Consider the following 20811-nt stretch of genomic DNA (forward strand, 5'->3'; position numbering starts at 1 on the left):
CAACAGAAAGGCCGATTTTTGAACGCTAAATGTAACAAAGTGTTAAAAATTTAATTTTTTTTCGGGTAATTAGCTAACCCAAAAATATCGCTGTAGGCTATGTCGCTCGGACCTTTCAGGTAAATTAACCTGCCCATTTTATTTTCAGATTTTGCAAAATTTCTGAAAAAACTCCTGCTGTACTCTTGTAAATCCAGAAACATCGGCTACTATTTTTACCTACAAGGACATTTGTGTTAGATCCAAATATTCAAGAGGGCCGATGCATGGAAACTGTCAATACATTTAGTGGAAAGTTGTTACGTGGAATTCGCAAAGAAGCAGGATTTACTCAAGCTGAGTTAGCTCGTCGAGTTAATATCAGTCGAGAAACAATTATCGCAATTGAAAATGAACACCCAAGAACCATTCAGTCTTTGGAATTGGATATTGTGCGTCGTTGGTGGAAAGCTTGTCATATAAAAGTTTCAAGCCACACTAAGCACACGTTTGTTGATTACATTATGCAATTTTTAAAACTGTAGTGTTGTCGACGGCCTCGTCCAAAATCAATAACCTTTGTTATTGAGCATAAGGTGAGCCTGTCTCAACGCTGCGGTACAGTGTTATCTGTGCTGCGACCTACTCTTAACTCAAGGCGCACCATAAGCGTTACTGTGACGACCTCACAACCCTGTCCCTGAGTTTTTTTATTCGTCGTATTCACTTTCTCTCTTTTAGCAACGTTGCTTAGCCTAACCCAAGCATTAGTTGCATTCTTAGATTCAAATCAAAGTTAATAAAAAAGCTCCCGAAGGAGCCTTTAAATATTGTCAATTTACTGTTTACAGTGATAGCAATTGATTTAGAACTTGTAAGAGCTTCTCAAGTACCAAGAACCACCTTCGTAGTTAGCAGCACTTCGACGAGGATATTGCAGGCCAACACCCAAGCGATTAGAGAAGTCTTCACCAATCTCATCTACGAATGAATCAAAGATGTTGGTTGCGCCAAGGCTGATAGTCCAGTTGTCGTTGTATTGATAATTCACTTCCATATCAACATAAACGATGGAATCGATTTCTGCACTTGGTTGAACTTCAGCGTCAATTGTACCGCGCTCATCGTAATGCTCACCGTAGAAGTTAGCTCGCACTAGATAAGACCACTTCTCGCCAATATGCGTTAATGCACTTAACACGAAGCGCTCATTCGGGAAGTTATTCTCAATATCTTCAATTGTTGCAGCGTTTACTGGAAATTCGCCACCAACTTCTCGCTGACCTACAATTTCAACTTCGTTGTAGTTGAACGCAAAAGAGAAATCTGTGCTGACGCTACTGCTCCAATCATACTCAGAGGTAAGCACTAAATCGAAACCTTTGTGCTCAACATCCAATGCGTTGGTGTAGAAAGAAATAGTCGTTTCTGGTGCGCCCTGCTCATCGCTTATCGGAACTTGGATGTCACCCGTACGGTAAATGCGGTCGTCTACTTCAATCTGATAGAAGTCTAACGTTAAGCTGGTGTTATCACCGAATCTGGCGGTAAAGCCAATACTATAGTTGTCTGACTCTTCTTCTTTTAATTCCGTTCCGCCAGCGCGTCTTGCAAGCTCACTTGTTGAAGGAACCAAACCTTCTTCAACCTGACGCCCTGTTGCACCATCAAAGGTAGTGATGGTAGTACGAACATTTGCCTGACCCGGCGTTGGAGCGTGGAAGCCAGTAGAAACGGCCGCACGGAAAATAAAGTCATCCGTGATGTTATAGCGCGTTGCCACTTTCCAGTTTGTCGTGTTACCAAAATCGGAGAAGTCTTCAAAACGCAACGCATATTGCATTAACCAATTATCAGAAAGATCATGGTCAACTTCTACATATGCACCCCAGTTTCTTCGGCTGAATTCACCTGAATCTTCTGGACGGAAACCACCTAGGCCGTTTGAACCTGCGCCAATGTATGAATTTTCTTCGCCGGGATTAACCGTGTAAGTTTCCTCACGCCATTCAACACCGTACGCCAACGACATATCCAAGCCTAGCGGCATATTAAAGTCGGCGTTAAAGTTAGTTTCTTCTTGCTCGTAACCACCCACATCGAAGTTACGCTGCAATGGTTCGCCGTCGCCACCTAAGCCAAGAGAAGGGTTAGTTGTGTTGTGCAGGAAGTAATCCAATTCGTTCAAGCCGTAAGAACCACTAAAATCGTAGTTAACCCCATTTGAGAATTGGCCTTCTACACCCACAACAAGGCTGTAGTCTTTTTGGTCGCCATCAAGGAACGGCGTATAACCCGTCAACAGTAAATCGCCACGGTAGCCAAAGTCTTCAAATAAGGTGGCTAAACTGCTGTGCAACCCACCTGGATTTCCAGCTGGATCCGCAAGCTCAGCAGCCGCATCGGTATTACCTGGACGGTAGAAGAAGCGGTATGTTCCTTCTGTATCACCATAGTTACTGTGGAGATATAGGTTAGCGTCTTCTGCTAATTTCATTCCTGCATTGATAAAGAGACGAGTACCGCTAGTTTCCGGTCGTCCCCACGTTTGTGCAAGTGGAGCATCGTCGAATGGAGAATCTGCCCCAACGCCTGTAATACCTGCATCAATTAGTGCTTGTGCGTCTGGACGCTGAATACCACGAGATAACGCATCGTTATCGGTATGCTCAAGACTCACATTAACAAAGCCATCATTCCCGAAAGCGAAGCCTTTGTTAGCTGCAAACTTGATGCTGTCTTCGCCCGCGTAATACTGACCGTATTGCAAGATAACTTCGCCACCTTCATCGTTATCTTTTATACGGAAGTTCATGACACCGGCAATGGCATCTGAGCCGTACTGAGCCGCCGCACCATCACGTAACACCTCTACGGATTTTAACGCAATACTTGGGATCATACCGATATCAGCACCGTGAGCACCGTTACCCGCCGCTGGTGCGAAAAAGTGAACTAATGCTGAGCGGTGACGACGCTTACCATTTACCAAAACAAGTGTTTGGTCTGGTGCCATACCACGCAGTGACGTTGGACGCACAAACGCGCTTCCATCACCAGTAGCAGGCGTTGCCGTATAAGAAGGCACCAAAGATTTGAGGTTGTCGGTAATATCTGCTGCATTTCCTAATGCATTAAATTGTTCGCCGGAAAAGACATCAACGGGAACCGGAGAGTCATCGACAGAACGAGGGGTTGGACTACGGCTAACAATTGAGATTGTTTCAATATTCTTGTCAGCGTTTTGTGCAAAAGCCATTGGTATTGGAGCAACCAATGATGCGGTAACAGCTAGCACTATTGGATTAAGCTTATAACGTACCATGTGTTCATCCTACTGTTGGTTAAAGTTAATTTTCTTTATAAAAATAAATACCTGGAATCAGTAAAATGTGCTTCAAAACTGAATATGAGCACTTTTTTTGCCAGCATTGTGCCATAGTCAACTTCTTTTTTCTCTTTTTTTAATAAATTGGGAACATTAATAAGGCAAACTGAACCATTTTATCAATAGGAACTAGGCGAACAGCACGAAGCCTGATACCTTCCTTTTCTCCAATTTCATAGCAGGCAGGAATCAATCATGAGCATGAAACTCGCATTTCTCGGCTTAGGTGTGATGGGATACCCAATGGCGGGATACCTTGCAAAAGCCGGACACCAAGTCACTGTGTACAATCGCACAACCGAAAAGGCACAAAAGTGGGTTGAAGAGCACAAAACACAAGGATTTGATGTTAAATATGCAACATCCCCAAGCCTTGCAGTAAATCACGCTGAAATGGTATTCGCCTGTGTTGGTAACGATGACGATTTGCGCGAAATTACACAGGGCAATGACGGTGCCTTTCAAAGCATGAAAGCGGGGAGTTTGTTTATCGACCACACAACCACGTCTGCGGCTGTTGCAAGAGAACTCAATGTCATTGCCAAAGAAAAAGGCATCGGTTTTATAGATGCACCTGTATCTGGTGGACAAGCTGGCGCAGAAAATGGCGCGTTAACTGTGATGGTTGGAGCATCGGAACACGATTACGCGAAAGCCGAGCCAGTCATTCAATGCTTTAGCAAAATGTGCAAGCGACTTGGTGATGTAGGCAATGGACAACTCACCAAAATGGTTAACCAAATTTGTATCGCCGGCGTATTGCAAGGACTCTCCGAGGCCATGCATTTTGCGAAAGCCAGCGGCCTAAACACAACAGACGTTGTTGAGGTTATTTCCAAAGGCGCAGCGCAATCGTGGCAAATGGAAAACCGCGCCTCAACCATGGTAAAAAACGAATTCGATTTTGGCTTTGCTGTTGACTGGATGCGTAAAGATCTAGGTATTGTGCTAGATGAATCCCGAAGAAACGGTACACACCTGCCATTGACTGCATTAGTCGATCAATTTTACGGTGAAGTGCAAGCCATTGGTGGCGGGCGCTGGGACACCTCCAGCCTTATTGCCGTGCTTGAAAAGCTGCACCACAACAAATAAAGCCGCCGCAGTAAGAAAAGAATCCCAACTCAAACAAATTATAGTGTTCAATAAACGCCTTGGTCGTCTCAACGACCAAGGTATAACGGTCAATTCGCCACGACATTAATATAGGAAGTCACTAAACAAAATTAACGTGGATTAGCGCACCATCGAGGCAGAAAGCCTCAATAATCGAATAACTAAAAAGTGAATTGATCACAAAATATGCAGTTGATACTAACATTGGTGACAAGTCGAAAAAAACTGCTTATACTTCGCCCCGCTTTGTTATCTTGTACAGCAAAATGCAAGTAAACAACAAACGCATCACAGAAAGGCCCTATAGCTCAGTTGGTTAGAGCGCACGACTCATAATCGTTAGGTCCCTGGTTCGAGTCCAGGTGGGGCCACCACTTCTAGCAATACTTTCAAGCGTAGTGAACACTAACAAAATCTTCCAAAAACATTATTTATAGCACATTTATAGCAGCGTAAAGGGCGTGATTTGGCTTAGTATGAGCTGTTAGGAAACTTTCATGTAGCAAATATGTAGCAGCCTTAAAACGGTTTTGGTGTAGCAGATGCAGCTAAATAAAGTTGAGAAGGTTTTTTAAAATGGAATATTAGGGAGCAATAACGCCGCAATATGCGGGCGTATTAAGCTTGGCTAAAATTGTGTAGCAAAGCGGAACCGAGCCAAGCTTTAGCAGTCCCACATGAATTTTTTGTTAGTTGCCTAGAATTCAGAACCTTCACGCCAATCTTTAAATTCACCAATTGCATCCGAGGTGTGTTTTAAAGCCTGTTCGTGATTTACTCCTTTGCCGTAGATTCCACAATCTTGGCATTCACATAGATAAAATTTATCACTAATTTTATAGGTATTAAGCTCTTTTAGCCCACATTGTGGACAGTCTTCAACTAAGAGTAACGAACGAGCTTTTGTATCCTTTTTAGCTTTTGCGATCATCGCATTAACTTCAGATGTAGCTGCTCTTGATGCTGTCTCTTGTTTTTGCTGAAGCTCTCTAATTTTTTTTGCTTCTTGAGGATTGAAAACCCCACCAACATAGTTAGCTGGATTTTCTTCCGGAAAGTCTTCGAAAAATTGTGACCATTCACCCATATTTATTCTCCTTAATTAATTGAATGCTCCATTGGCAACTAACGCTTGGTTCAGGTGCGCCGTAGGCGTCACCTGGAACCACTTGTTAGCTTCACTTTTTGCTCGGTTTCGGCGGCTGTCTTGGTGGAGGTGGTGGTTTGTCTCCCCTGACACTCCTTGCAGGTGGCGGCGGTGGCGGTGGTGGTTTTTGCGGCATTGTAACTTTCCTTGCTCTGCTGGTGAATGAAATTGTAATAGGGATAATAAGCAACTGCAAAAAGTGAAAATGCAATAATTAATGCTGTGATACTTTTGTATAAATTGTATGATTTTCGGTCATTGTTTACTGTGTTATGAGCGGCATAATCCCTAAAAGTTGAAAGTAAATATTCTTCGAAGGCTTCTTTTGACCATGTTTCAGCATGCTCCGCGTCCACTTCATTGTAATGTTCGCTAATTTCTTGGAAGTAGTTTTCAATTACAACTGCATTTGGAACCATTTTATAGGTGTATCCATACCAAGATTTTACGAAAAAGAAAATAAATACGACTAGAGCAACAACACCACCTCCATAAATTGTTAAGAAAAATGCGTCTGGTTCAAATGACTTTTTAACAATAATTTCATTGAACAAAAACAATACCATTGCAGTAACAATCGCAAAAATTGTCATTGGCAATTTAAGCCGACCTTCAAGCTTTTCCCTAACTTCAAGTTCATGGAAATATAGTTTTTCGTAAAACTCTCTTCTTTCCGTTGTATTCATAATACTCGATGATTGGTATGTGAAGTTAACACCCCGCTTAGGGGCAATAACACGTGGGCTAAAATTGGAGCGAAGCGACTGAGCCCACGTGTTATTGTCCCAGGGAGCTTGCGACCGACTACAGCGGTTTGTTATACGCGTTTTTCAACGAAGTGCATACCCCAACGATTTGATGCTGAAAGCATGAACCCGAAATAAACTATAGAAAATACGCAGCCGAAAAATGCTTCACTACCAACGTTAAACAGCAGGGATTTAAAGAAATTAATTAAGAAGCCGAACAGAGAGACAAACCAAATTGCTTTTATAACGTTATCGTAAACATGATTTTTTAAAATGCCGCTGTGTTCTTGGAAACTGAAGAAAAAGCTGGCAAGTTTGCTGGTAAGCCAAACTAGGAATAAGGACGCAATGGAAATGAAGATTGCTGCCGCTATTTCTTGAGTAAGAATGCCAATTGTAAGAGCCGATAAGCACCAAGCTAATGGTAATTTAAACCCTAACTCTTGAGTGACGAGAAGATATTTTGGTTTTTTAAACTGCATTTCAATCCTTGATGCTCATAGCGTATAACAGTATATTACTGCGAATTCTCGGTATGCCCACTTTTAAATCCATACCAAAAATTCAACATTCTAAAATTTTGCCAATACTAGCAACAGCTTAAACCAAGTTACTAGTATTTTATTAAAGCAAAATTTTGGAGAAAGCGAGAATTGGGATTTATACAGGTCCCTGTAAATTTTCACTTCAATTTTTACTTTATTTAAAATCAATAAGTTATAAATTTTTTGTTGATGAAACCGAGCACTGGATTGCGTAAAAGGAAGAAAAATAGTTGTTAAATACGCACTCACCCATTATAACTGTATATACATACAGAAATGTTGAAGGGAATCACATGTCGCTATTTATTGAGTCCGTGCGGGCAGAATTAAGAGTCAAGCACTACAGCCTACAAACCGAAAAATCCTATTTAGCGTGGATAAGACGCTTTATTCGCTTTCATGATCTGAAACATCCCAAAGACCTCTTTAACGCTGAAATTGAACAATTCCTCAGCCACCTCAGTTTGAACCGTCAAGTCAGTGCAGCAACACAAAACCAAGCCTTATGCGCTCTCATTTTTATATACAAATACGTTATTAAGCGTGAAATTATTGGGCTTAGCTATTCGCTTACTAAAAAGCCAAAGAGAATGCCAACTGTATTAGATGCTAATGAGGCTGGTATCATCATTAGCCTGATGAAAAGAAAATATAAATTGATCACTGCGCTACTGTATGGCTCTGGAATGCGGATCAATGAAGCTCTGCGCTTAAGAATAAAAGACATTGATTTTTCGAACAAAACGATATTTATATTTTGAGGAAAAGGAGGGAAAAATAGATATACCCTACTTCCTGAAAAACTCATAAAGCCAATTCAACAACAAATCGAACTTTCAAAACAAGTGCATAAAAGAGATATAGATGACGGGTTTGGATTAACCTCACTTCCACCTAGCTTGATCAGGAAATACGGTAACGCTGCAAAGGATGTAGCGTGGCAATATCTGTTCACGTCCTCTACGCGCTGTGAACATCCCCATGATGCTTATATTTGTCGACATCACATTCATCAAACTGCCTATAGAAAAAATCTACGCGCCGCTGTTATTGCTAGCGGGATTAATAAACGCATTACTGCGCATACGTTTCGTCATTCGTTCGCAACACAATTATTACGAAATGGGACAGATATAAGAACCGTTCAGGATCTGCTTGGTCATAGCGATGTGCGAACGACTGAAATTTACACACACGTTATTGGTACTCGATTCAATGGCACTAACAGCCCTTTAGATAAGCTTATCTGGTGATTAAAAGCCAATTCGGCATTCAAATTCTGATGTGCTATTCAAGACATGCTAATGGATTTTTGACAAAGGGAAGCTTAAGCTTCCCCTAAATGGCTTTGTTTAAAAAATCCATCAAGCCAGTTATCCAGATCTTCTTTTAAATACCGAACAGACCGCCCGATTTTAATAAACCTTGGTGCTGGTGTCCGGCTTTCCCTGTTACCTTCCATTCTGGATTGCCGTAGGAAGGATCGGCTCATACCGATGTAAAAGGACGCTTCAATTTCTGAATAGGCGCGTTTGTTTGTAGGTTGTTCTTGTTCCATCGTTTTCCTCGTGTTGTTTGAAATAGATTGTGAATCAACAACACCGAAGTTAACAAGACGAAATTTGCGAATAAGCTTTATCACAAGTCGAGGAAGCTTATTTGCAAAAATGATGATTTTGCGAATAAGCTAGATAGCTATTTGGCTTAAGCTGAAAGCCGCTTTCTCACCCGAGAAACCGCGCCATCAAAGGTTGAAAGCTTAGTAATAGAAGAATTGCCATACCGGCTTTGCCACGCGATCTCTGTATTCGATACATCTTTTAAAATGGCATCTACATCATAAAGTCGCTCGTCTATGTCTTTTGAAACTTCATCTTCCAACACGCGCCACGCTGCCTTTGCGCTGATTTTAGGGTTAGCTATTAATATTCGCTCTAAAAGTTCGGTAAGTTGGTTTGAACGCTTTTTCGGATTTGTAGGGGCTGGAAGTTTCTGCGCTTCATTTTCAGCGCTTTTTGCTTCGATAAGAATTGGTGCACTGCTGATAGTTTTTGGCTCTTTTTTAACAAAACCTAAGCGGACTAAATCTTGATGCAAAATCAAAATATCTGCTGTTTTGAGCAATTGATTTTGGTCTTTAATCTCAAATTTTTCAGAATCAGATTTTGGCTCAAAAGTAATGCTGCCATTCTTTTCAAGTGCGCTATATTCCTTCGCTTTCTGTGATACTTCCGCAACGCCTTCTATCAACGAACCAACCAGCTCTAGCAGGTTAATTGATTCTTTTGGGAAGAGCCGCGCACCAATAGGCTTTTCAAGTAACGCTTGTTTTTGCAAAGGCTCCCATGAATTCATAAAAGTATTCGGCGTAGGCGTTCGAAACGGGTAGGCTGTATTAATATGCTGCATGTTTTGCGGTTTAACCAAGCCAAACTCAAGCGCCCTAACCCGCCCTTCGTTAATTAACGTAAGCTGCGTATCGTGGTTAAGGTACACCAGCCCTTTATAAAAAACGCTTGCATGAGCCACAAAACCTTTGCCTTTAAACCAACTACCAACAATGTATTGTTGATTTTGAAGGTAAAAAACAGGAGTGATTTTAGATTCTTGGACTAGATATTTAAGATCTTCAAAACGCAGACCGAACCGGCGCTCAACTTCATCTAATCGGTAATATTCCTTTTCCATACTGCGACAACTCGAAATATTGGGTTAACAACAAATGCTCATAATTCAAACAATGGAATTAGAGAGGGTAAGACCTGAACAAAAGTGAACAAATTTCAACCATGAAGACAGTCGACCAATTTAAGTATCTTTAGAAATGATGATTTTCGGCCTAAACCGCTAAAAACGTGAAACTCAGGCCGATTGAGGTTTTAAATTTGATCCACCAAACAAGCCTACTAGGCCAAAGTGCGCAAACAGCCCTCTTAATTTCGGCCTAAACCGCTAAATACATGGGACTCAGGCCGATTGAAGTTTTAAATTTAGGCCGCCAAGCAAGCCTACTAGGCCAAAACGCTAAAACAGCCCTCTTAATTTCGGCCTAAATCGCTAAAAACGTGAAACTCAAATCGATTGAAGTTTTAAATTTAGGCCGCCAAGCAAGCCTACTAGGCCAAAGTGTGCAAACAGCCCTCTTAATTTCGGCCTAAACCGCTAAATACGTGGAATTCAGGCCAATTGAAGTTTTAAATTTAAACCACCAAGCAAGCCTATTAGGCCAAAGCGCACAAACAGCCCTCTTAATTTCGGCCTAAACCGCTAAATACGTGGAATTCAGGCCAATTGAAGTTTTAAATTTAAACCACCAAGCAAGCCTATTAGGCCAAAGCGCTAAAACAGCCCTCTTAATTTCGGCCTAAACCGCTAAATACGTGGAACTCAGGCCGAATGAAGTTTTAAACTTGAGCCACCAAGCAAACTTACTAAGCCAAAGCGCGCAAACAGCCCTTTTAGTTTCGGCCTAAACCGCTAAAAACGTGGAACTCAGGCCGAATGAAGTTTTAAATTTAGGCCGCCAAGCAAGCCTACTAGGCCAAAGCGCACAAACGGCTTTTTTAGTTTCGGCCTAAACCGCTAAATACATGGAACACAGGCCAATTGAAGTTTTAAATTTAGGCCGCCAAGCAAGCCTACTAGGTCAAAGTGCGCAAACAGCCCTCTTAGTTTCGGCTTCGCTTAAACCGTTAATCTTTGAAAAGCCGTTTGACATATCCAAAGGCCAGCGAGAGAATAAATGCGCCCGAGAAATCGGGTCGAGTTTGGAACCTCGAAGCGCACAAGTAACCGAGAAATACTCAGGTATTTCGCGGCGTACTTTCTATGGTAGGTCGTATCGGGCACCTTCGGGTGGCCGTCCCTTGTGCGCGGTAGTTCCAACTCGGTACGGCCTACCACCCAAGATTGGAACCTTGGGCGGTAGGCTCCCATAAAACTTTGCACAAGAGTAAAACTATGTCATTTAGTCATAATTCGCTTATTGAAGCTCACACAGAAGATACACTAATCAACATTCAAACCATTCTGGCCTTTATTCAAGACTTACACACAAATCTAGCCTTATCCGATGCACAGCCATCACCAGCACTACACCACGGACTATCATTGATTTTAAAATGTACCGAAGACGCGATAACACACGAAATAAACAAACTTGAAGGCATTAGAGCTAACGAGGGCGAAACAGTGATCTTTAAGGCTTAATAGGCCATTGTAGAATAATTAAGGAAAGCATTAAGCCGTTGCTTTCCTTGTTCAATCCACTTTCTCAAACTCAAACAAATAACCCCTTGAAAGGTAATTCATATTACCTATAAAATATCATTCATTATAAATAGTCCGAATCATTGAAATGATGTTCGAAATTTAACACTCGAACGGGATAATAGTGTTAGCTCACCCGAGCACCATTAACACACCAAATGGACAAACTAATGCTCATTACTCTACCTAAATCAAAATATTCTGAATTAGTTATTAGAAAATCTCTTTACTGGCTTAGTCGGGATTGTGAATGGATATTAGAAGAAAACAACGACGTATGGAGTATAAAATTGCTTATTGCGGATTCCGCGGAACTCACCGCAAAATTTCATAGACATCTTAATGACTACATTTTAAGAGAAAAATTAGACTCCCACTCCAATGAGTTGAAAGCCGCAATCATCAAAAAATCTCTTCAAGGTTTTATATAGGCATGGAAGACTATAAACAGCTTCCAATCAACTTCAGAAGGCTTAACGACGGTAAGACGGTCATTTCAAACTTAGCCAACATTTTTCATGTACTGCCTAACCAAAAATGCCTAGAAGACATTTTCCTTCATAAGACATGCTCTGATAAGGAACTATTAGAAGTACTTGAGCATAAGCTTTTTATATCTTCAACGGACGATTTTGAAAGCAAAGTACAATTAACTACTTCCGCATTTAGTAAGGGAATAAATAAGGATTTAAGATCCCCTAAACTCATCATGGTAGTTCCTACATTACGTTGTGATCATCATTGCTCCTATTGCCAAGTGAGTAGAGTCAACGCTGATCAAGAAGGATTTGACTTATCAAAATCACATATTCCTTCATTGATTAAATTTATCCAAGAGATTGAAAAACCACCTTACAAGATAGAATTTCAGGGTGGAGAACCTCTTTTAGCATTTTCATTCATTCAAGAGTTTTATAATCAATTATTAATGGCTATAGGTGCTAAAAATTTCAGTCTTGTTATTGCCTCAAGCTTATCCCTCATTAGCGAACCAATCATCACGTGGTGCAAAGGAAAAAACATCAGCTTTTCAACAAGCATTGATGTCGGAAAAAGAGCTCACAATAAACACAGAAAACTCAATACAAAAGACTCTTTTGAAACAGTTTTGGCAAATATCCAACGGATAAGTAATAAATTAGGGAAAGATAAAATTGGTACTGTTACAACAGTTACTAATGATGGCTTAAGCGATCACAACGAATTAGTTGATACACACATAGCCTTGGGGTTAAGAGGTCTATTTGTAAGGCCAGTAAGTTCCTATGGCTTTGCAATTAAGAAACAGGCTAAAGATCTATCAATAGAAGAATTCATGCAGTTCTATAAAAAACTGATTCATAGAATTTTACGTGAAAACTTATCAGGCCATACAATCATAGAGCATTTTTTGTTAATACATTATAAGAGAATCATGAATGCTGCGGGAGGGACTTATGTAGATTTAATGTCACCAGCAGGGTACTCAAAAAACAGTGTATTAATTGATTACAATGGCAATATATTTGGTTCGGATGAAGCTAGGATGGTTTACCGGAAGTATGGTGCGGACGAGCTAATTATTGGAAATATTAAAAGCCGCAAGTATGATTTAAAACTCTCCGAACACTTATTACAGCATTCCTTCAACGATGATATCCCAGCCTGTTCAGATTGTGTGTATCAAAATAGTTGTGGCTCTGATCCTATTTATCACCTTCAAGAATTTGGTGAACCTATTGGAGATAAAAGCTTATCTAGATTCTGTGAGCTACATAAAAGCATATTCGATTTCATTTTTGAACTAATACAATCGACTGAACATAAAAGAATACTTGATCGGTGGCTAAATGACTAAAGCATTAAGACCCGATGTATTTTATTTGGAAGAACTAAAGAACATTTTCGGCCCTGTTCAAATATTGAAACAACCTGCCCCCGAATTGAGCAATCTTCCAATACCAAAGTTAATCATCGACAGAAATAGCAAGACTGATGAATCAAGCACAGTGGCATGGTGTCCACTTATTGATAAATGGGCTGAACATGGCGACATCGCATTTGCAGATGGTCGAGGAAAAATTCGAATTGTTCTTAGTAAGAAAGCCAATGCAAACACTCTGTTAGTGACTGAACAATGTGACAACTTATGTCACTTTTGCTCACAACCCCCGAGAAAAATAGATGACAAAATCCTGTTTGCTTTTGCGGCTCAATCCATAGTTTCGTTTAACTCTCATCATGTTATTGGTATTTCAGGCGGCGAGCCCTTACTCGATCAAAGCTCTATTTTTAATTTCTTTAAGATATTGGATGAATTTAAAAATAAAACTCCCTTACACATACTATCGAATGGCAGAGCATTTAAAGATAAGGCTTTCACCAAGAGGTTTATAGAGTCGGCAAAATTAAGAGATGTAGAAATAGGCATCCCTTTATATTCAACGTCAAGCAGGATACATGATTACTTGGTGAACAAAGAAGGGGCATGGAATGATACAGTAAAAGGTTTAATTAATGCCGGAAATATGGGTCTACCAATAGAAATAAGAGTAATCCCAACCAAACAAAACTACTGTGAAATTTCCGCAATTGTCGAGATGGCATTAACATGCCTAAACTCTATAACTCGCATCTCAATCATGAATTTAGAGCAAACGGGGTGGGCTAAGAAAAACTGGAATAACTTGTACGTCAAACCGGATAAATATCTTGATGAACTAGAAAATGCGTGCCAATTAGGTAACAGGTTTGGCACCGAAATATCCCTATTTAATTATCCTCTTTGTCATTTAAATAGTTCTCTATACAAATACTCAAAAAAATCAATTAGTGATTGGAAAAACACATTTCCCAGTAACTGTAATTACTGTGTCGAAAAGGAACAGTGTGGTGGATTTTTCACTTCTACAAAAAATATAGAAGTTAAACCATTAGGACAGATATTATGAAAAAATTTAATAACCTTGTAAAAATGTTTACTGGTTTTGCGGCTATCAGCACCCACTCTAGCGACTCTATTGCGACAGAGCAAAATAGTAGCTTTAATTACATTAATGACATAGAAACCGCCCCTGTAAACACAGGTGAATTACCGATTTACCTCGCGGGTCATAGAAGCCATTCATCCCATGCGAGTCACGGCTCACATCGTTCATCTTCTGGAGGTTCATACAAAGCCCCCGTGAGATCTACTCCAAGTCCCAGCTCTCACCCAACACAGTCCCCATCAGATCCGCTAGGTCAACCTGCAAGACCAAAATCTACTATTCCTATCTCTGGCGGATCTGAACTAAAAACGATTATGTCTGATTCTGAAAAGCGCAAGAACATCATTCTAAGGGTTCAACTTACATTACAAGCACTTAATTTTTACTCCGGAAAGTTAGACGGAATTATGGGGCCGCAGACCAGAAAAGCACTGAATAAATACAGGGCTTCCGTAGGCCAAAATGAAAAAGAAACATTAGATATAGAAGTACTAAACTCTTTGGGTATTCTAGTTCAATGAGAGCTTTAAACGTTACCTTTAAAGTTTGTGTAATATTACTCACGATCGGATATCTATCAAACACATTCCTAATCCCTGAATATGTATTTCATACAAATAAATCGAGATATATAGAGTTAACATTAAAGTGCGCCCTAGCAATGGACAGCAATTGGTATATCGAACAGCAAAATAACAAGGCTCTCAAGAAATCAAGTGAACTTCAGCTAATAGATTGTCACGATTACGACAGAGTAAGAAAAAAATTGTTAGCTAGCGGCATATCTGAACATAGGCTATCGAGCCTTGGATTACTCGCCTTAGAAATCCACCAAAGACCAGCTGAAGAGCTTGCCATACATCATAAATTCAGAGAAAGATAATGAGATTATTTTTTAGTCTACTTCTGATAATTCCATTCAGGATATTTGCTAGTAGTATTGATTTTAAACTAGACAAAGTAATAGAAATTTACGGCCTTCAAGGCTTTAATTGCAACATCACTCAACCAAGTGATCCGTTACTTTCTCCGCTAGGGGAAGCTCTTTTTGAAAGTAAACTTTTAAGCGGTGGACAGGACACTTCGTGCTCTACATGCCATTTAAAAGAACTGAATAGAGTTGATGGTCTTCCAATCTCAGTAGGTGTTGGTGGACATGGGGAGGGAGTAAACAGATTAAAACATGGAAAAGGTATTTTAGTTCCACGAAACTCATTCACTCTCGCGGGGCGAGGACATTCTAACTATAAAACCTACTTTTGGGATGGGAAAGTTGAAGTGGAGAGTGAAAGAATCGTTTCAATTATTGGTGATGGGAAAGGAAAAGGTTTTCATTCCCCTCTAGCTCTCGCATCTGTACTACCAATCCTTGCTAGAGATGAATTCCTAGGGCTATTAGAAAATACTCAAGAAAATGAAATGATTTCGATTAATGATTCTTATTACGAAGATCGATATTTCAAAGCAACTTCTTTTCTTCGAAAACAAATTTCCACATCTGAAGGGGATGAATGGGACGAACTTAGGAAAATATTCATTGGTAGTAAAATTGAACCTGAAAATTTGAAACTCTCTGACATTGGGAATGCTATCAGCGCGTTTTTAATAGATAAAGAAAATTGCGTAGAAAATAAATGGTCTCAATATGTCAGAGGTAATAAAGAGAGTCTTACCGAGCAGCAAAAACAAGGCGCTTTTTTGTTTTATGGAAAAGGGCGTTGCGTTTCATGTCATCAGGGGGATTTATTCAGCGACTTCAATTTTCACTCAATCGGGACACCACAAGGAGAATTTGGAGTTAGTATTTATGGTCAGGACTTAGGCCGTTCAGAAATATCTTTAAATTATGAAGATAGATTTAAATTCAAAACACCATCATTGCTAAACGTATCAAAAACAAAACCTTATGGCCACAACGGAGCGTTTCAAACACTGGATGAAATAGTTCTATTCCATTTAAATCCCATGCCATTTTTCAAGAATAAAGAATGGACAGAAAAGGAGTTGTATAGCTACGGCAGGATATTATCAAGCAGATCTAAAATGCTATCTTATATTGATATGTTCACTAAAGAAGAATTCGATCAGTTAATATCATTTCTGGAAGCAATCTAGTATTTTATTAAAGACTAATATGTACTAATACAATTAAAGAGTAACTCTCTTTGATAGCTTTTATCATCCGCTTTGTCTATTACCATTTACCTCAAATCACTAAACACTTCAGGATGTTGTTCGGCTATTCTCAACAACGCTATAGCCGAACCCTGAGGGTTTCTTCTGCCTTGTTCCCAATCTTGCAAAGTTCTTAGGCTCACGCCGAGTAAGCCAGCAAAAGCGGATTGTGATAGGTTCATTTTCTTACGGATCGTTTTTGGCGGTGAAGGCTCCGAAAGCTCAGTTGTTTTTAGGCTCACTTGTCCCTTTTTATGAGCCTTGATTTCTTTTATACCTTCTAGTATTTCTAAACCAATATCTCTGTTACTCATCGTCGATTGCCTCAGCTATTTGTTTCAACACATGGCTTGCAATGGTTGCTCGCTCGGATTTGCTGTAAATGGTCAAAAGCCAAATTTCATCTTCAGACTTTTTCCAATAGTAAATAGCGCGAATACCACCGCTTTTGCCTTTACCATCGGCAGCCCACCTTACTTTTCTAACACCACCGGAACCTCTAACAATGTCACCAGCATCAGGTTTTTGCAGTAAATAGGATTGCAATCCCCTAAACGCCTCATCATCCAGATAATCCGGTAACAGCTTAGTAAAGTGACTAGTTTCAATAAAAATCACTAATATACTCCCTTAACTATACGGCAATGCCGCATGAAATTACAACTTAAATTAACCAATCAGATTAACCGCCGCCGCTTTATGCTCTGGTGCTAAGTGAGCATATCGAAGCGTCATTTCCAAATTGCCATGCCCGAGAAGCTCACGAACCGTATTAAGGTCAACACCTGCCATAACTAATTTGCTAGCGAAATGGTGGCGCAGATCGTGAAATCTAAAATTATTGATATTTGCGGCTTCTAACAGGTTATTCCAAGCCTTTTTAATATCCGTGATTGGTTTCCCCTGTTCCCCCTCAAAAACATAGGTAGATTGTGGATTAATCTCGCGCCATGAAGAAAGCGAAGTGTGGGCTTCTCCATTAAGTGGAATATGGCGTGTTTTACCGGATTTAGCTTTTTCACCTTTGATTGTGATCACTCTATTTGTTAAATCCACATTGAACCATTCAAGCGATAATAACTCGCCCCGCCTCATTCCGGTGTTCATGGCTAGTAAAACCAAGGGCTCCAAGTGATCAACAAATTGCCGCTTTTTAAGGTCTGGTAACAACGAGTAATTACGCGCTTCCCTAAATTGATTTCCGCTGTCTCTTTCAGCTTTTATTCGCGAGTCTCTTTCACGAAGCGCCTTTCGTATCGAGCATTCCTCATTCTCTGACAGAAAACGAACAACCGCATTATCAACTTTTAAAGATTTAACCTTATTCAGGTCATGTTCCTTAATAATTCCCCACTCCACAGCACGACTCATAGCCCCTTTTAGCGGATTAACATAGCTATTCACCGTAGCGGGTTTCATTCCAATTTTTCGCTTTTCGTTACGCCATTTTTCGATATCAAAAGCGGTGATCTCAGAAAGCGGTCGCTTTAAGAAGCTTGAAAAGCCCTTTTTAATGACTTTTACCGTTTTTTCTGCGGTGCGGGCATTGCGGGTCATCAGCCACGGAAGGTATTTTTCGTTTAGGAAAATCTCAAGAATAGCGCTTTTACCCTCTTTAGTTTCGCGCCTAGAACGTTTCATTTCCTTATGAACATCAATCCCATTTGCCACCTCACCGGCTTTTACTTTTGCAATGTCTCGGGCTTGGGCTGGCGTTATCTGACCATGAACGCCGATTTTATAATTTGCTTGCTTTCCGTTAACTCGGTAGTAGAGGTAATACGAGACCTTCCCAGCCTTAGATATTAACGCATGAAAACCGGGAATCTCTGTATCGTTCAAACGCCAATCTTCAGGGATTAACGCTTTTACGCTTGTATTCGTAATTTTCTCTCTCTTTGCCATTTCCCTTACCAAAAAATTATTTATAGCATATTTATAGCAAGAGAATTATGCCTACATGAACCGTGATGAACAAACAAGAATAAAAACAGACACATTAACTATTTGTTTTTAATGGATTTATAATTTCAACATTGTTCATCAAAGTTCATTGGCATTTATGACAAAAAGAATATTTTTATTTCTCATAATCGTTAGGTCCCTGGTTCGAGTCCAGGTGGGGCCACCATTTCTAGCAATGCTTTCAAGCGTAGTGAATACTAACAAAATCTTCTTCAACCTTCCCCATGTAGCAAATATGTAGCAAAATAAAAACGCTTTTTGCCGTGTAGCAGACGAGCTATTAACCACCCAATACATAAAACATCAGCTCTAACCCATCATCGAGAATGACCCGTAATCACACCAGCATGAAAACCGACGGCATTACTGCCTCATCCGGTGCGTTAGCTCATTTATTTTGAGTGAGAAAAAAAGACTGATTATGGACTAAAAGAGTGTCAGGGATACACTCGTTTAGGCTTTACAAAGGGAGTTATAGAAACGCCGCCAGCAACGGCCGAGTGAAACGAGGTCCAGCGACCGCAGGGAGCGATGCTGACTGGCCTTGTTAAACGCTTTTTGGTTCTGGAGGATTAATTGTGTTTTCAATAACTTCACTTACTTCGCTAATTACGTAACTGGCTTTGGCTGGAAAACGCACTAGTTTTAAATTTGCTGAATCACATGCTGACTCTAAGAATTTATCTCTGGTTTGCGATGACTTCTTTTTATGGCTTTTATCATCTAGTTCGATTACTGCAATTACTTTAAGAGTGTCTTTGCAGCACAAAACGTAATCGAAGTGTTTAGCTGATATTTTATTAAATGCTATTTGCCAGTTTTTACGGTCCATGCCTTTTTTAGGAGACATTACATCGGCAACTCTGACTTTACCAAATATGCGATATTTGTCTGAGACGGCTGAATCTAGTATGCCGAGAAACGAGCGCTCGGCAGGTGTAAATAGTGGGCCTTTAATTTGATATGAATGACCTTTTACAGCACCTTTTGAGAGTAACGCAATAACGATAATAATTATTGCGAGTATGATTATCCATTCCACGGAATCTTCCTTTTTATACGTTTAACGCCGCTGTAATTTGCAGCTATGTAGTTGATTGATTTTGCGTTAACGTTGCGAAAAGCGCAAAAACGAGCAACGGAATAGCTGTCAATTAACAGCCTTGTTAGCAGCCTTTAACTTCACATATATGTTGTTTATAACCACTTTCTTCAATTTCTTTTGGGTAAGAATTCAGATCAATCAGCTCATTTACCCTTGACGATATACTAGACTCTTCGTAACAAAACTGATTTTCAACAGTATCAATAAAACCTCTAAGAGCAACCTTTACTTGACTTGAATTAGTTTCTGCTCGAATAGCTATCTGAATAACATCAAGTTGATCAGTTAACCCTCGGTACATATCAATAGCAAAGTAGCTAGGTACTTTGTGGTGATTTTGATACAAATAAACATCACCTCGGCCACACTTTGTGTTGCTAAAAAATCGATCATAGAGATTGACGGGATCAATAGTAATATCTAGTAAGTTTAATGCCAAAACTAAATAAGGATTAGCAATACAATTTTCGTCTTCTTCCCCAGTCCAGTTAACAAGACCTGAAGCCGATATTTCGATTAAAAAGTCTTTACATTTATGGCTCATAATCTCAATTCCTTGGACTGCTAACGCTAAGCTAAGTGGCTGCAAACGCCCCACTGAACCTAAAATTACCACCGTAAACACATAAAACCAATTTAAACTAAAGCCGCCTCGCGTTTGCAGTCTGTCTTAAGCTCTCTTGTTATATCGCTTTATTGAAGCTAAAATAGCCCGAATAAAGACCATTTAAGAGACCGAATACATGACCACTAGAATTTTAGCCGATGTTGCTGCAAGCATTACTGAATTAAAAGCTAATCCTATGAAAGTTGCCACTAGTGCTTATGGCGAACCAGTTGCAGTACTAAACCGAAATGAACCAGCATTTTATTGCGTACCTGCTGAAGCTTACGAAATGATGATGGATAGACTCGAAGATCTTGAGCTGTTGGCTATTGCTAAAGATCGTGAATCTGAAGAAAGCATTTCGGTAAATATTGATGACCTATAAACTCGACTTTAAAAAGAGCGCACTCAAAGAATGGAAAAAGCTTGGCTCAACTCTGCAACAACAATTTAAGAAAAAGCTCATTGAACGCTTAGAAAATCCGCATGTTCCAGCATCAAAGATTTCTAGCGCTGATAACATGTATAAAATTAAACTTCGCCAATCGGGTTACCGCCTAGTCTATAAAGTTGAAGACGATGTCATCATTGTAACCGTCTTAGCTGTCGGAAAACGCGAACGTAGCGATGTGTACCAAAAAGCTATGAAACGACTAGATGATTGATCGCGATATAACAACGCTCAAAACAGCGGCGCGATTACGCGTCCGCCTGATTTTGCTTGTTAGCATTTTCCTCGGTTAGTAAACATATACCCAACCAAATAAACCAAACAATTTGTGATACGCCAAATATTT

Annotated in this window: 22 protein-coding genes, 1 tRNA gene and 1 pseudogene; 13 read left to right on the plus strand and 11 right to left on the minus strand. The window is 40.0% G+C overall.

The window, feature by feature from the left end:
• Positions 1-266 precede the first annotated feature (266 nt).
• On the plus strand, positions 267-524 hold the full coding sequence (locus tag HJG39_RS16650; RefSeq protein ID WP_268410934.1) for a helix-turn-helix transcriptional regulator: 258 nt from the start codon (positions 267-269) through the stop codon (positions 522-524).
• Positions 525-844: 320 nt separating this feature from the next.
• On the opposite strand, the gene HJG39_RS16655 is transcribed toward HJG39_RS16650, so the two are convergent.
• Positions 845-3304, minus strand: coding sequence for a TonB-dependent receptor plug domain-containing protein (locus HJG39_RS16655; RefSeq protein ID WP_268410936.1), 2460 nt, complete (start codon positions 3302-3304; stop codon positions 845-847).
• 258 nt (positions 3305-3562) lie between these two features.
• On the opposite strand from HJG39_RS16655, the gene HJG39_RS16660 reads away from it, so the two are divergent.
• On the plus strand, positions 3563-4462 hold the full coding sequence (locus tag HJG39_RS16660) for an NAD(P)-dependent oxidoreductase (RefSeq protein WP_268410939.1): 900 nt from the start codon (positions 3563-3565) through the stop codon (positions 4460-4462).
• 318 nt (positions 4463-4780) lie between these two features.
• Positions 4781-4857, plus strand: a tRNA-Ile gene (locus tag HJG39_RS16665).
• A 323-nt stretch (positions 4858-5180) separates the two neighbouring features.
• Here HJG39_RS16665 and HJG39_RS16670 read toward each other — a convergent pair.
• The 3 genes from HJG39_RS16670 to HJG39_RS16680 all read right to left on the minus strand — a co-directional run bounded on the left by HJG39_RS16670 (position 5181) and on the right by HJG39_RS16680 (position 6861).
• Positions 5181-5570, minus strand: a complete 390-nt coding sequence (locus HJG39_RS16670; protein ID WP_268410942.1) for a hypothetical protein — start codon at positions 5568-5570, stop codon at positions 5181-5183.
• Between the two features lie 68 nt (positions 5571-5638).
• Entirely contained in the window at positions 5639-6316 is a 678-nt protein-coding gene (locus HJG39_RS16675) for a hypothetical protein (protein ID WP_268410944.1), read from the minus strand.
• A 131-nt stretch (positions 6317-6447) separates the two neighbouring features.
• Positions 6448-6861: a hypothetical protein gene (locus tag HJG39_RS16680; protein WP_268410947.1), complete on the minus strand. Its 414-nt coding sequence runs from the start codon at positions 6859-6861 to the stop codon at positions 6448-6450.
• 356 nt (positions 6862-7217) lie between these two features.
• On the opposite strand from HJG39_RS16680, the pseudogene HJG39_RS16685 reads away from it, so the two are divergent.
• Positions 7218-8177: pseudogene (locus HJG39_RS16685) on the plus strand (integron integrase).
• A gap of 74 nt (positions 8178-8251) precedes the next feature.
• On the opposite strand, the gene HJG39_RS16690 reads toward HJG39_RS16685, so the two are convergent.
• On the minus strand, positions 8252-8482 hold the full coding sequence (locus HJG39_RS16690) for a helix-turn-helix transcriptional regulator (RefSeq protein WP_268410948.1): 231 nt from the start codon (positions 8480-8482) through the stop codon (positions 8252-8254).
• 146 nt (positions 8483-8628) lie between these two features.
• Entirely contained in the window at positions 8629-9612 is a 984-nt protein-coding gene (locus HJG39_RS16695; RefSeq protein ID WP_268410950.1) for a hypothetical protein, read from the minus strand.
• A gap of 1272 nt (positions 9613-10884) precedes the next feature.
• Between HJG39_RS16695 and HJG39_RS16700 the strand changes: the two genes are divergently transcribed.
• The 7 genes from HJG39_RS16700 (at position 10885) to HJG39_RS16720 (ending at position 16277) form a co-directional block, all read left to right on the plus strand.
• Complete coding sequence (locus tag HJG39_RS16700) at positions 10885-11133, plus strand: hypothetical protein (protein ID WP_268410953.1); 249 nt, start codon at positions 10885-10887, stop codon at positions 11131-11133.
• Positions 11134-11363: 230 nt separating this feature from the next.
• Positions 11364-11624 (plus strand): His-Xaa-Ser system protein HxsD, encoded by a 261-nt coding sequence (gene hxsD / locus HJG39_RS19445; RefSeq protein WP_442781036.1) that lies wholly within the window; start codon positions 11364-11366, stop codon positions 11622-11624.
• Positions 11625-11626: 2 nt separating this feature from the next.
• The gene (hxsB, locus tag HJG39_RS16705) at positions 11627-13030 is read left to right on the plus strand and encodes a His-Xaa-Ser system radical SAM maturase HxsB (RefSeq protein WP_268410956.1); all 1404 of its coding nucleotides are present in this window, start codon (positions 11627-11629) and stop codon (positions 13028-13030) included.
• A complete protein-coding gene (gene hxsC / locus HJG39_RS16710) occupies positions 13023-14123 on the plus strand; it encodes a His-Xaa-Ser system radical SAM maturase HxsC (protein WP_268410957.1) in 1101 nt (366 codons plus the stop codon). Before hxsB ends, hxsC begins: the two co-directional genes overlap by 8 nt.
• On the plus strand, positions 14120-14683 hold the full coding sequence (gene hxsA / locus HJG39_RS16715; RefSeq protein WP_268410960.1) for a His-Xaa-Ser repeat protein HxsA: 564 nt from the start codon (positions 14120-14122) through the stop codon (positions 14681-14683). Before hxsC ends, hxsA begins: the two co-directional genes overlap by 4 nt.
• The gene (locus tag HJG39_RS19450) at positions 14680-15045 is read left to right on the plus strand and encodes a TIGR03982 family His-Xaa-Ser system protein (protein ID WP_442781037.1); all 366 of its coding nucleotides are present in this window, start codon (positions 14680-14682) and stop codon (positions 15043-15045) included. The genes hxsA and HJG39_RS19450 overlap by 4 nt, the downstream gene beginning before the upstream one ends.
• On the plus strand, positions 15045-16277 hold the full coding sequence (locus HJG39_RS16720) for a His-Xaa-Ser system-associated MauG-like protein (RefSeq protein ID WP_268410962.1): 1233 nt from the start codon (positions 15045-15047) through the stop codon (positions 16275-16277). The genes HJG39_RS19450 and HJG39_RS16720 overlap by 1 nt, the downstream gene beginning before the upstream one ends.
• Positions 16278-16363: 86 nt before the next feature.
• Here HJG39_RS16720 and HJG39_RS16725 read toward each other — a convergent pair whose 3' ends face one another.
• From HJG39_RS16725 to HJG39_RS16745, 5 genes are all read right to left on the minus strand, one after another.
• Positions 16364-16651: a helix-turn-helix domain-containing protein gene (locus HJG39_RS16725; protein ID WP_268410964.1), complete on the minus strand. Its 288-nt coding sequence runs from the start codon at positions 16649-16651 to the stop codon at positions 16364-16366.
• The gene (locus HJG39_RS16730; protein ID WP_268410966.1) at positions 16644-16955 is read right to left on the minus strand and encodes a type II toxin-antitoxin system RelE/ParE family toxin; all 312 of its coding nucleotides are present in this window, start codon (positions 16953-16955) and stop codon (positions 16644-16646) included. The genes HJG39_RS16725 and HJG39_RS16730 overlap by 8 nt, the downstream gene beginning before the upstream one ends.
• A gap of 51 nt (positions 16956-17006) precedes the next feature.
• A complete protein-coding gene (locus tag HJG39_RS16735; protein ID WP_268410969.1) occupies positions 17007-18242 on the minus strand; it encodes a site-specific integrase in 1236 nt (411 codons plus the stop codon).
• Positions 18243-18849: 607 nt separating this feature from the next.
• Positions 18850-19344 carry a DUF2726 domain-containing protein gene (locus HJG39_RS16740; RefSeq protein ID WP_268410973.1) on the minus strand — a complete coding sequence of 165 codons (495 nt, stop codon included), beginning with the start codon at positions 19342-19344 and terminating at the stop codon, positions 18850-18852.
• A 124-nt stretch (positions 19345-19468) separates the two neighbouring features.
• The gene (locus tag HJG39_RS16745; protein WP_268410976.1) at positions 19469-20023 is read right to left on the minus strand and encodes a hypothetical protein; all 555 of its coding nucleotides are present in this window, start codon (positions 20021-20023) and stop codon (positions 19469-19471) included.
• A gap of 127 nt (positions 20024-20150) precedes the next feature.
• Between HJG39_RS16745 and HJG39_RS16750 the strand changes: the two genes are divergently transcribed.
• On the plus strand, positions 20151-20399 hold the full coding sequence (locus HJG39_RS16750) for a type II toxin-antitoxin system Phd/YefM family antitoxin (protein ID WP_140055900.1): 249 nt from the start codon (positions 20151-20153) through the stop codon (positions 20397-20399).
• Complete coding sequence (locus tag HJG39_RS16755) at positions 20389-20679, plus strand: type II toxin-antitoxin system RelE family toxin (protein ID WP_268410979.1); 291 nt, start codon at positions 20389-20391, stop codon at positions 20677-20679. The genes HJG39_RS16750 and HJG39_RS16755 overlap by 11 nt, the downstream gene beginning before the upstream one ends.
• Positions 20680-20811 lie beyond the last annotated feature (132 nt).

The sequence above is a fragment of the Alteromonas sp. a30 genome, assembly GCF_026788005.1.
Lineage (GTDB): Bacteria > Pseudomonadota > Gammaproteobacteria > Enterobacterales > Alteromonadaceae > Paraneptunicella.

Excerpts from the sequence above, each read along its gene's own strand:
- HJG39_RS16650 (WP_268410934.1), top strand. The coding sequence starts at position 267 with ATGGAAACTGTCAATACATTTAGTGGAAAGTTGTTACGTGGAATTCGC.
- HJG39_RS16655 (WP_268410936.1), bottom strand. The coding sequence starts at position 3,304 with ATGGTACGTTATAAGCTTAATCCAATAGTGCTAGCTGTTACCGCATCA.
- HJG39_RS16660 (WP_268410939.1), top strand. The coding sequence starts at position 3,563 with ATGAGCATGAAACTCGCATTTCTCGGCTTAGGTGTGATGGGATACCCA.
- HJG39_RS16670 (WP_268410942.1), bottom strand. The coding sequence starts at position 5,570 with ATGGGTGAATGGTCACAATTTTTCGAAGACTTTCCGGAAGAAAATCCA.
- HJG39_RS16675 (WP_268410944.1), bottom strand. The coding sequence starts at position 6,316 with ATGAATACAACGGAAAGAAGAGAGTTTTACGAAAAACTATATTTCCAT.
- HJG39_RS16680 (WP_268410947.1), bottom strand. The coding sequence starts at position 6,861 with ATGCAGTTTAAAAAACCAAAATATCTTCTCGTCACTCAAGAGTTAGGG.
- HJG39_RS16690 (WP_268410948.1), bottom strand. The coding sequence starts at position 8,482 with ATGGAACAAGAACAACCTACAAACAAACGCGCCTATTCAGAAATTGAA.
- HJG39_RS16695 (WP_268410950.1), bottom strand. The coding sequence starts at position 9,612 with ATGGAAAAGGAATATTACCGATTAGATGAAGTTGAGCGCCGGTTCGGT.
- HJG39_RS16700 (WP_268410953.1), top strand. The coding sequence starts at position 10,885 with ATGTCATTTAGTCATAATTCGCTTATTGAAGCTCACACAGAAGATACA.
- hxsD (WP_442781036.1), top strand. The coding sequence starts at position 11,364 with ATGCTCATTACTCTACCTAAATCAAAATATTCTGAATTAGTTATTAGA.
- hxsB (WP_268410956.1), top strand. The coding sequence starts at position 11,627 with ATGGAAGACTATAAACAGCTTCCAATCAACTTCAGAAGGCTTAACGAC.
- hxsC (WP_268410957.1), top strand. The coding sequence starts at position 13,023 with ATGACTAAAGCATTAAGACCCGATGTATTTTATTTGGAAGAACTAAAG.
- hxsA (WP_268410960.1), top strand. The coding sequence starts at position 14,120 with ATGAAAAAATTTAATAACCTTGTAAAAATGTTTACTGGTTTTGCGGCT.
- HJG39_RS19450 (WP_442781037.1), top strand. The coding sequence starts at position 14,680 with ATGAGAGCTTTAAACGTTACCTTTAAAGTTTGTGTAATATTACTCACG.
- HJG39_RS16720 (WP_268410962.1), top strand. The coding sequence starts at position 15,045 with ATGAGATTATTTTTTAGTCTACTTCTGATAATTCCATTCAGGATATTT.
- HJG39_RS16725 (WP_268410964.1), bottom strand. The coding sequence starts at position 16,651 with ATGAGTAACAGAGATATTGGTTTAGAAATACTAGAAGGTATAAAAGAA.
- HJG39_RS16735 (WP_268410969.1), bottom strand. The coding sequence starts at position 18,242 with ATGGCAAAGAGAGAGAAAATTACGAATACAAGCGTAAAAGCGTTAATC.
- HJG39_RS16750 (WP_140055900.1), top strand. The coding sequence starts at position 20,151 with ATGACCACTAGAATTTTAGCCGATGTTGCTGCAAGCATTACTGAATTA.
- HJG39_RS16755 (WP_268410979.1), top strand. The coding sequence starts at position 20,389 with ATGACCTATAAACTCGACTTTAAAAAGAGCGCACTCAAAGAATGGAAA.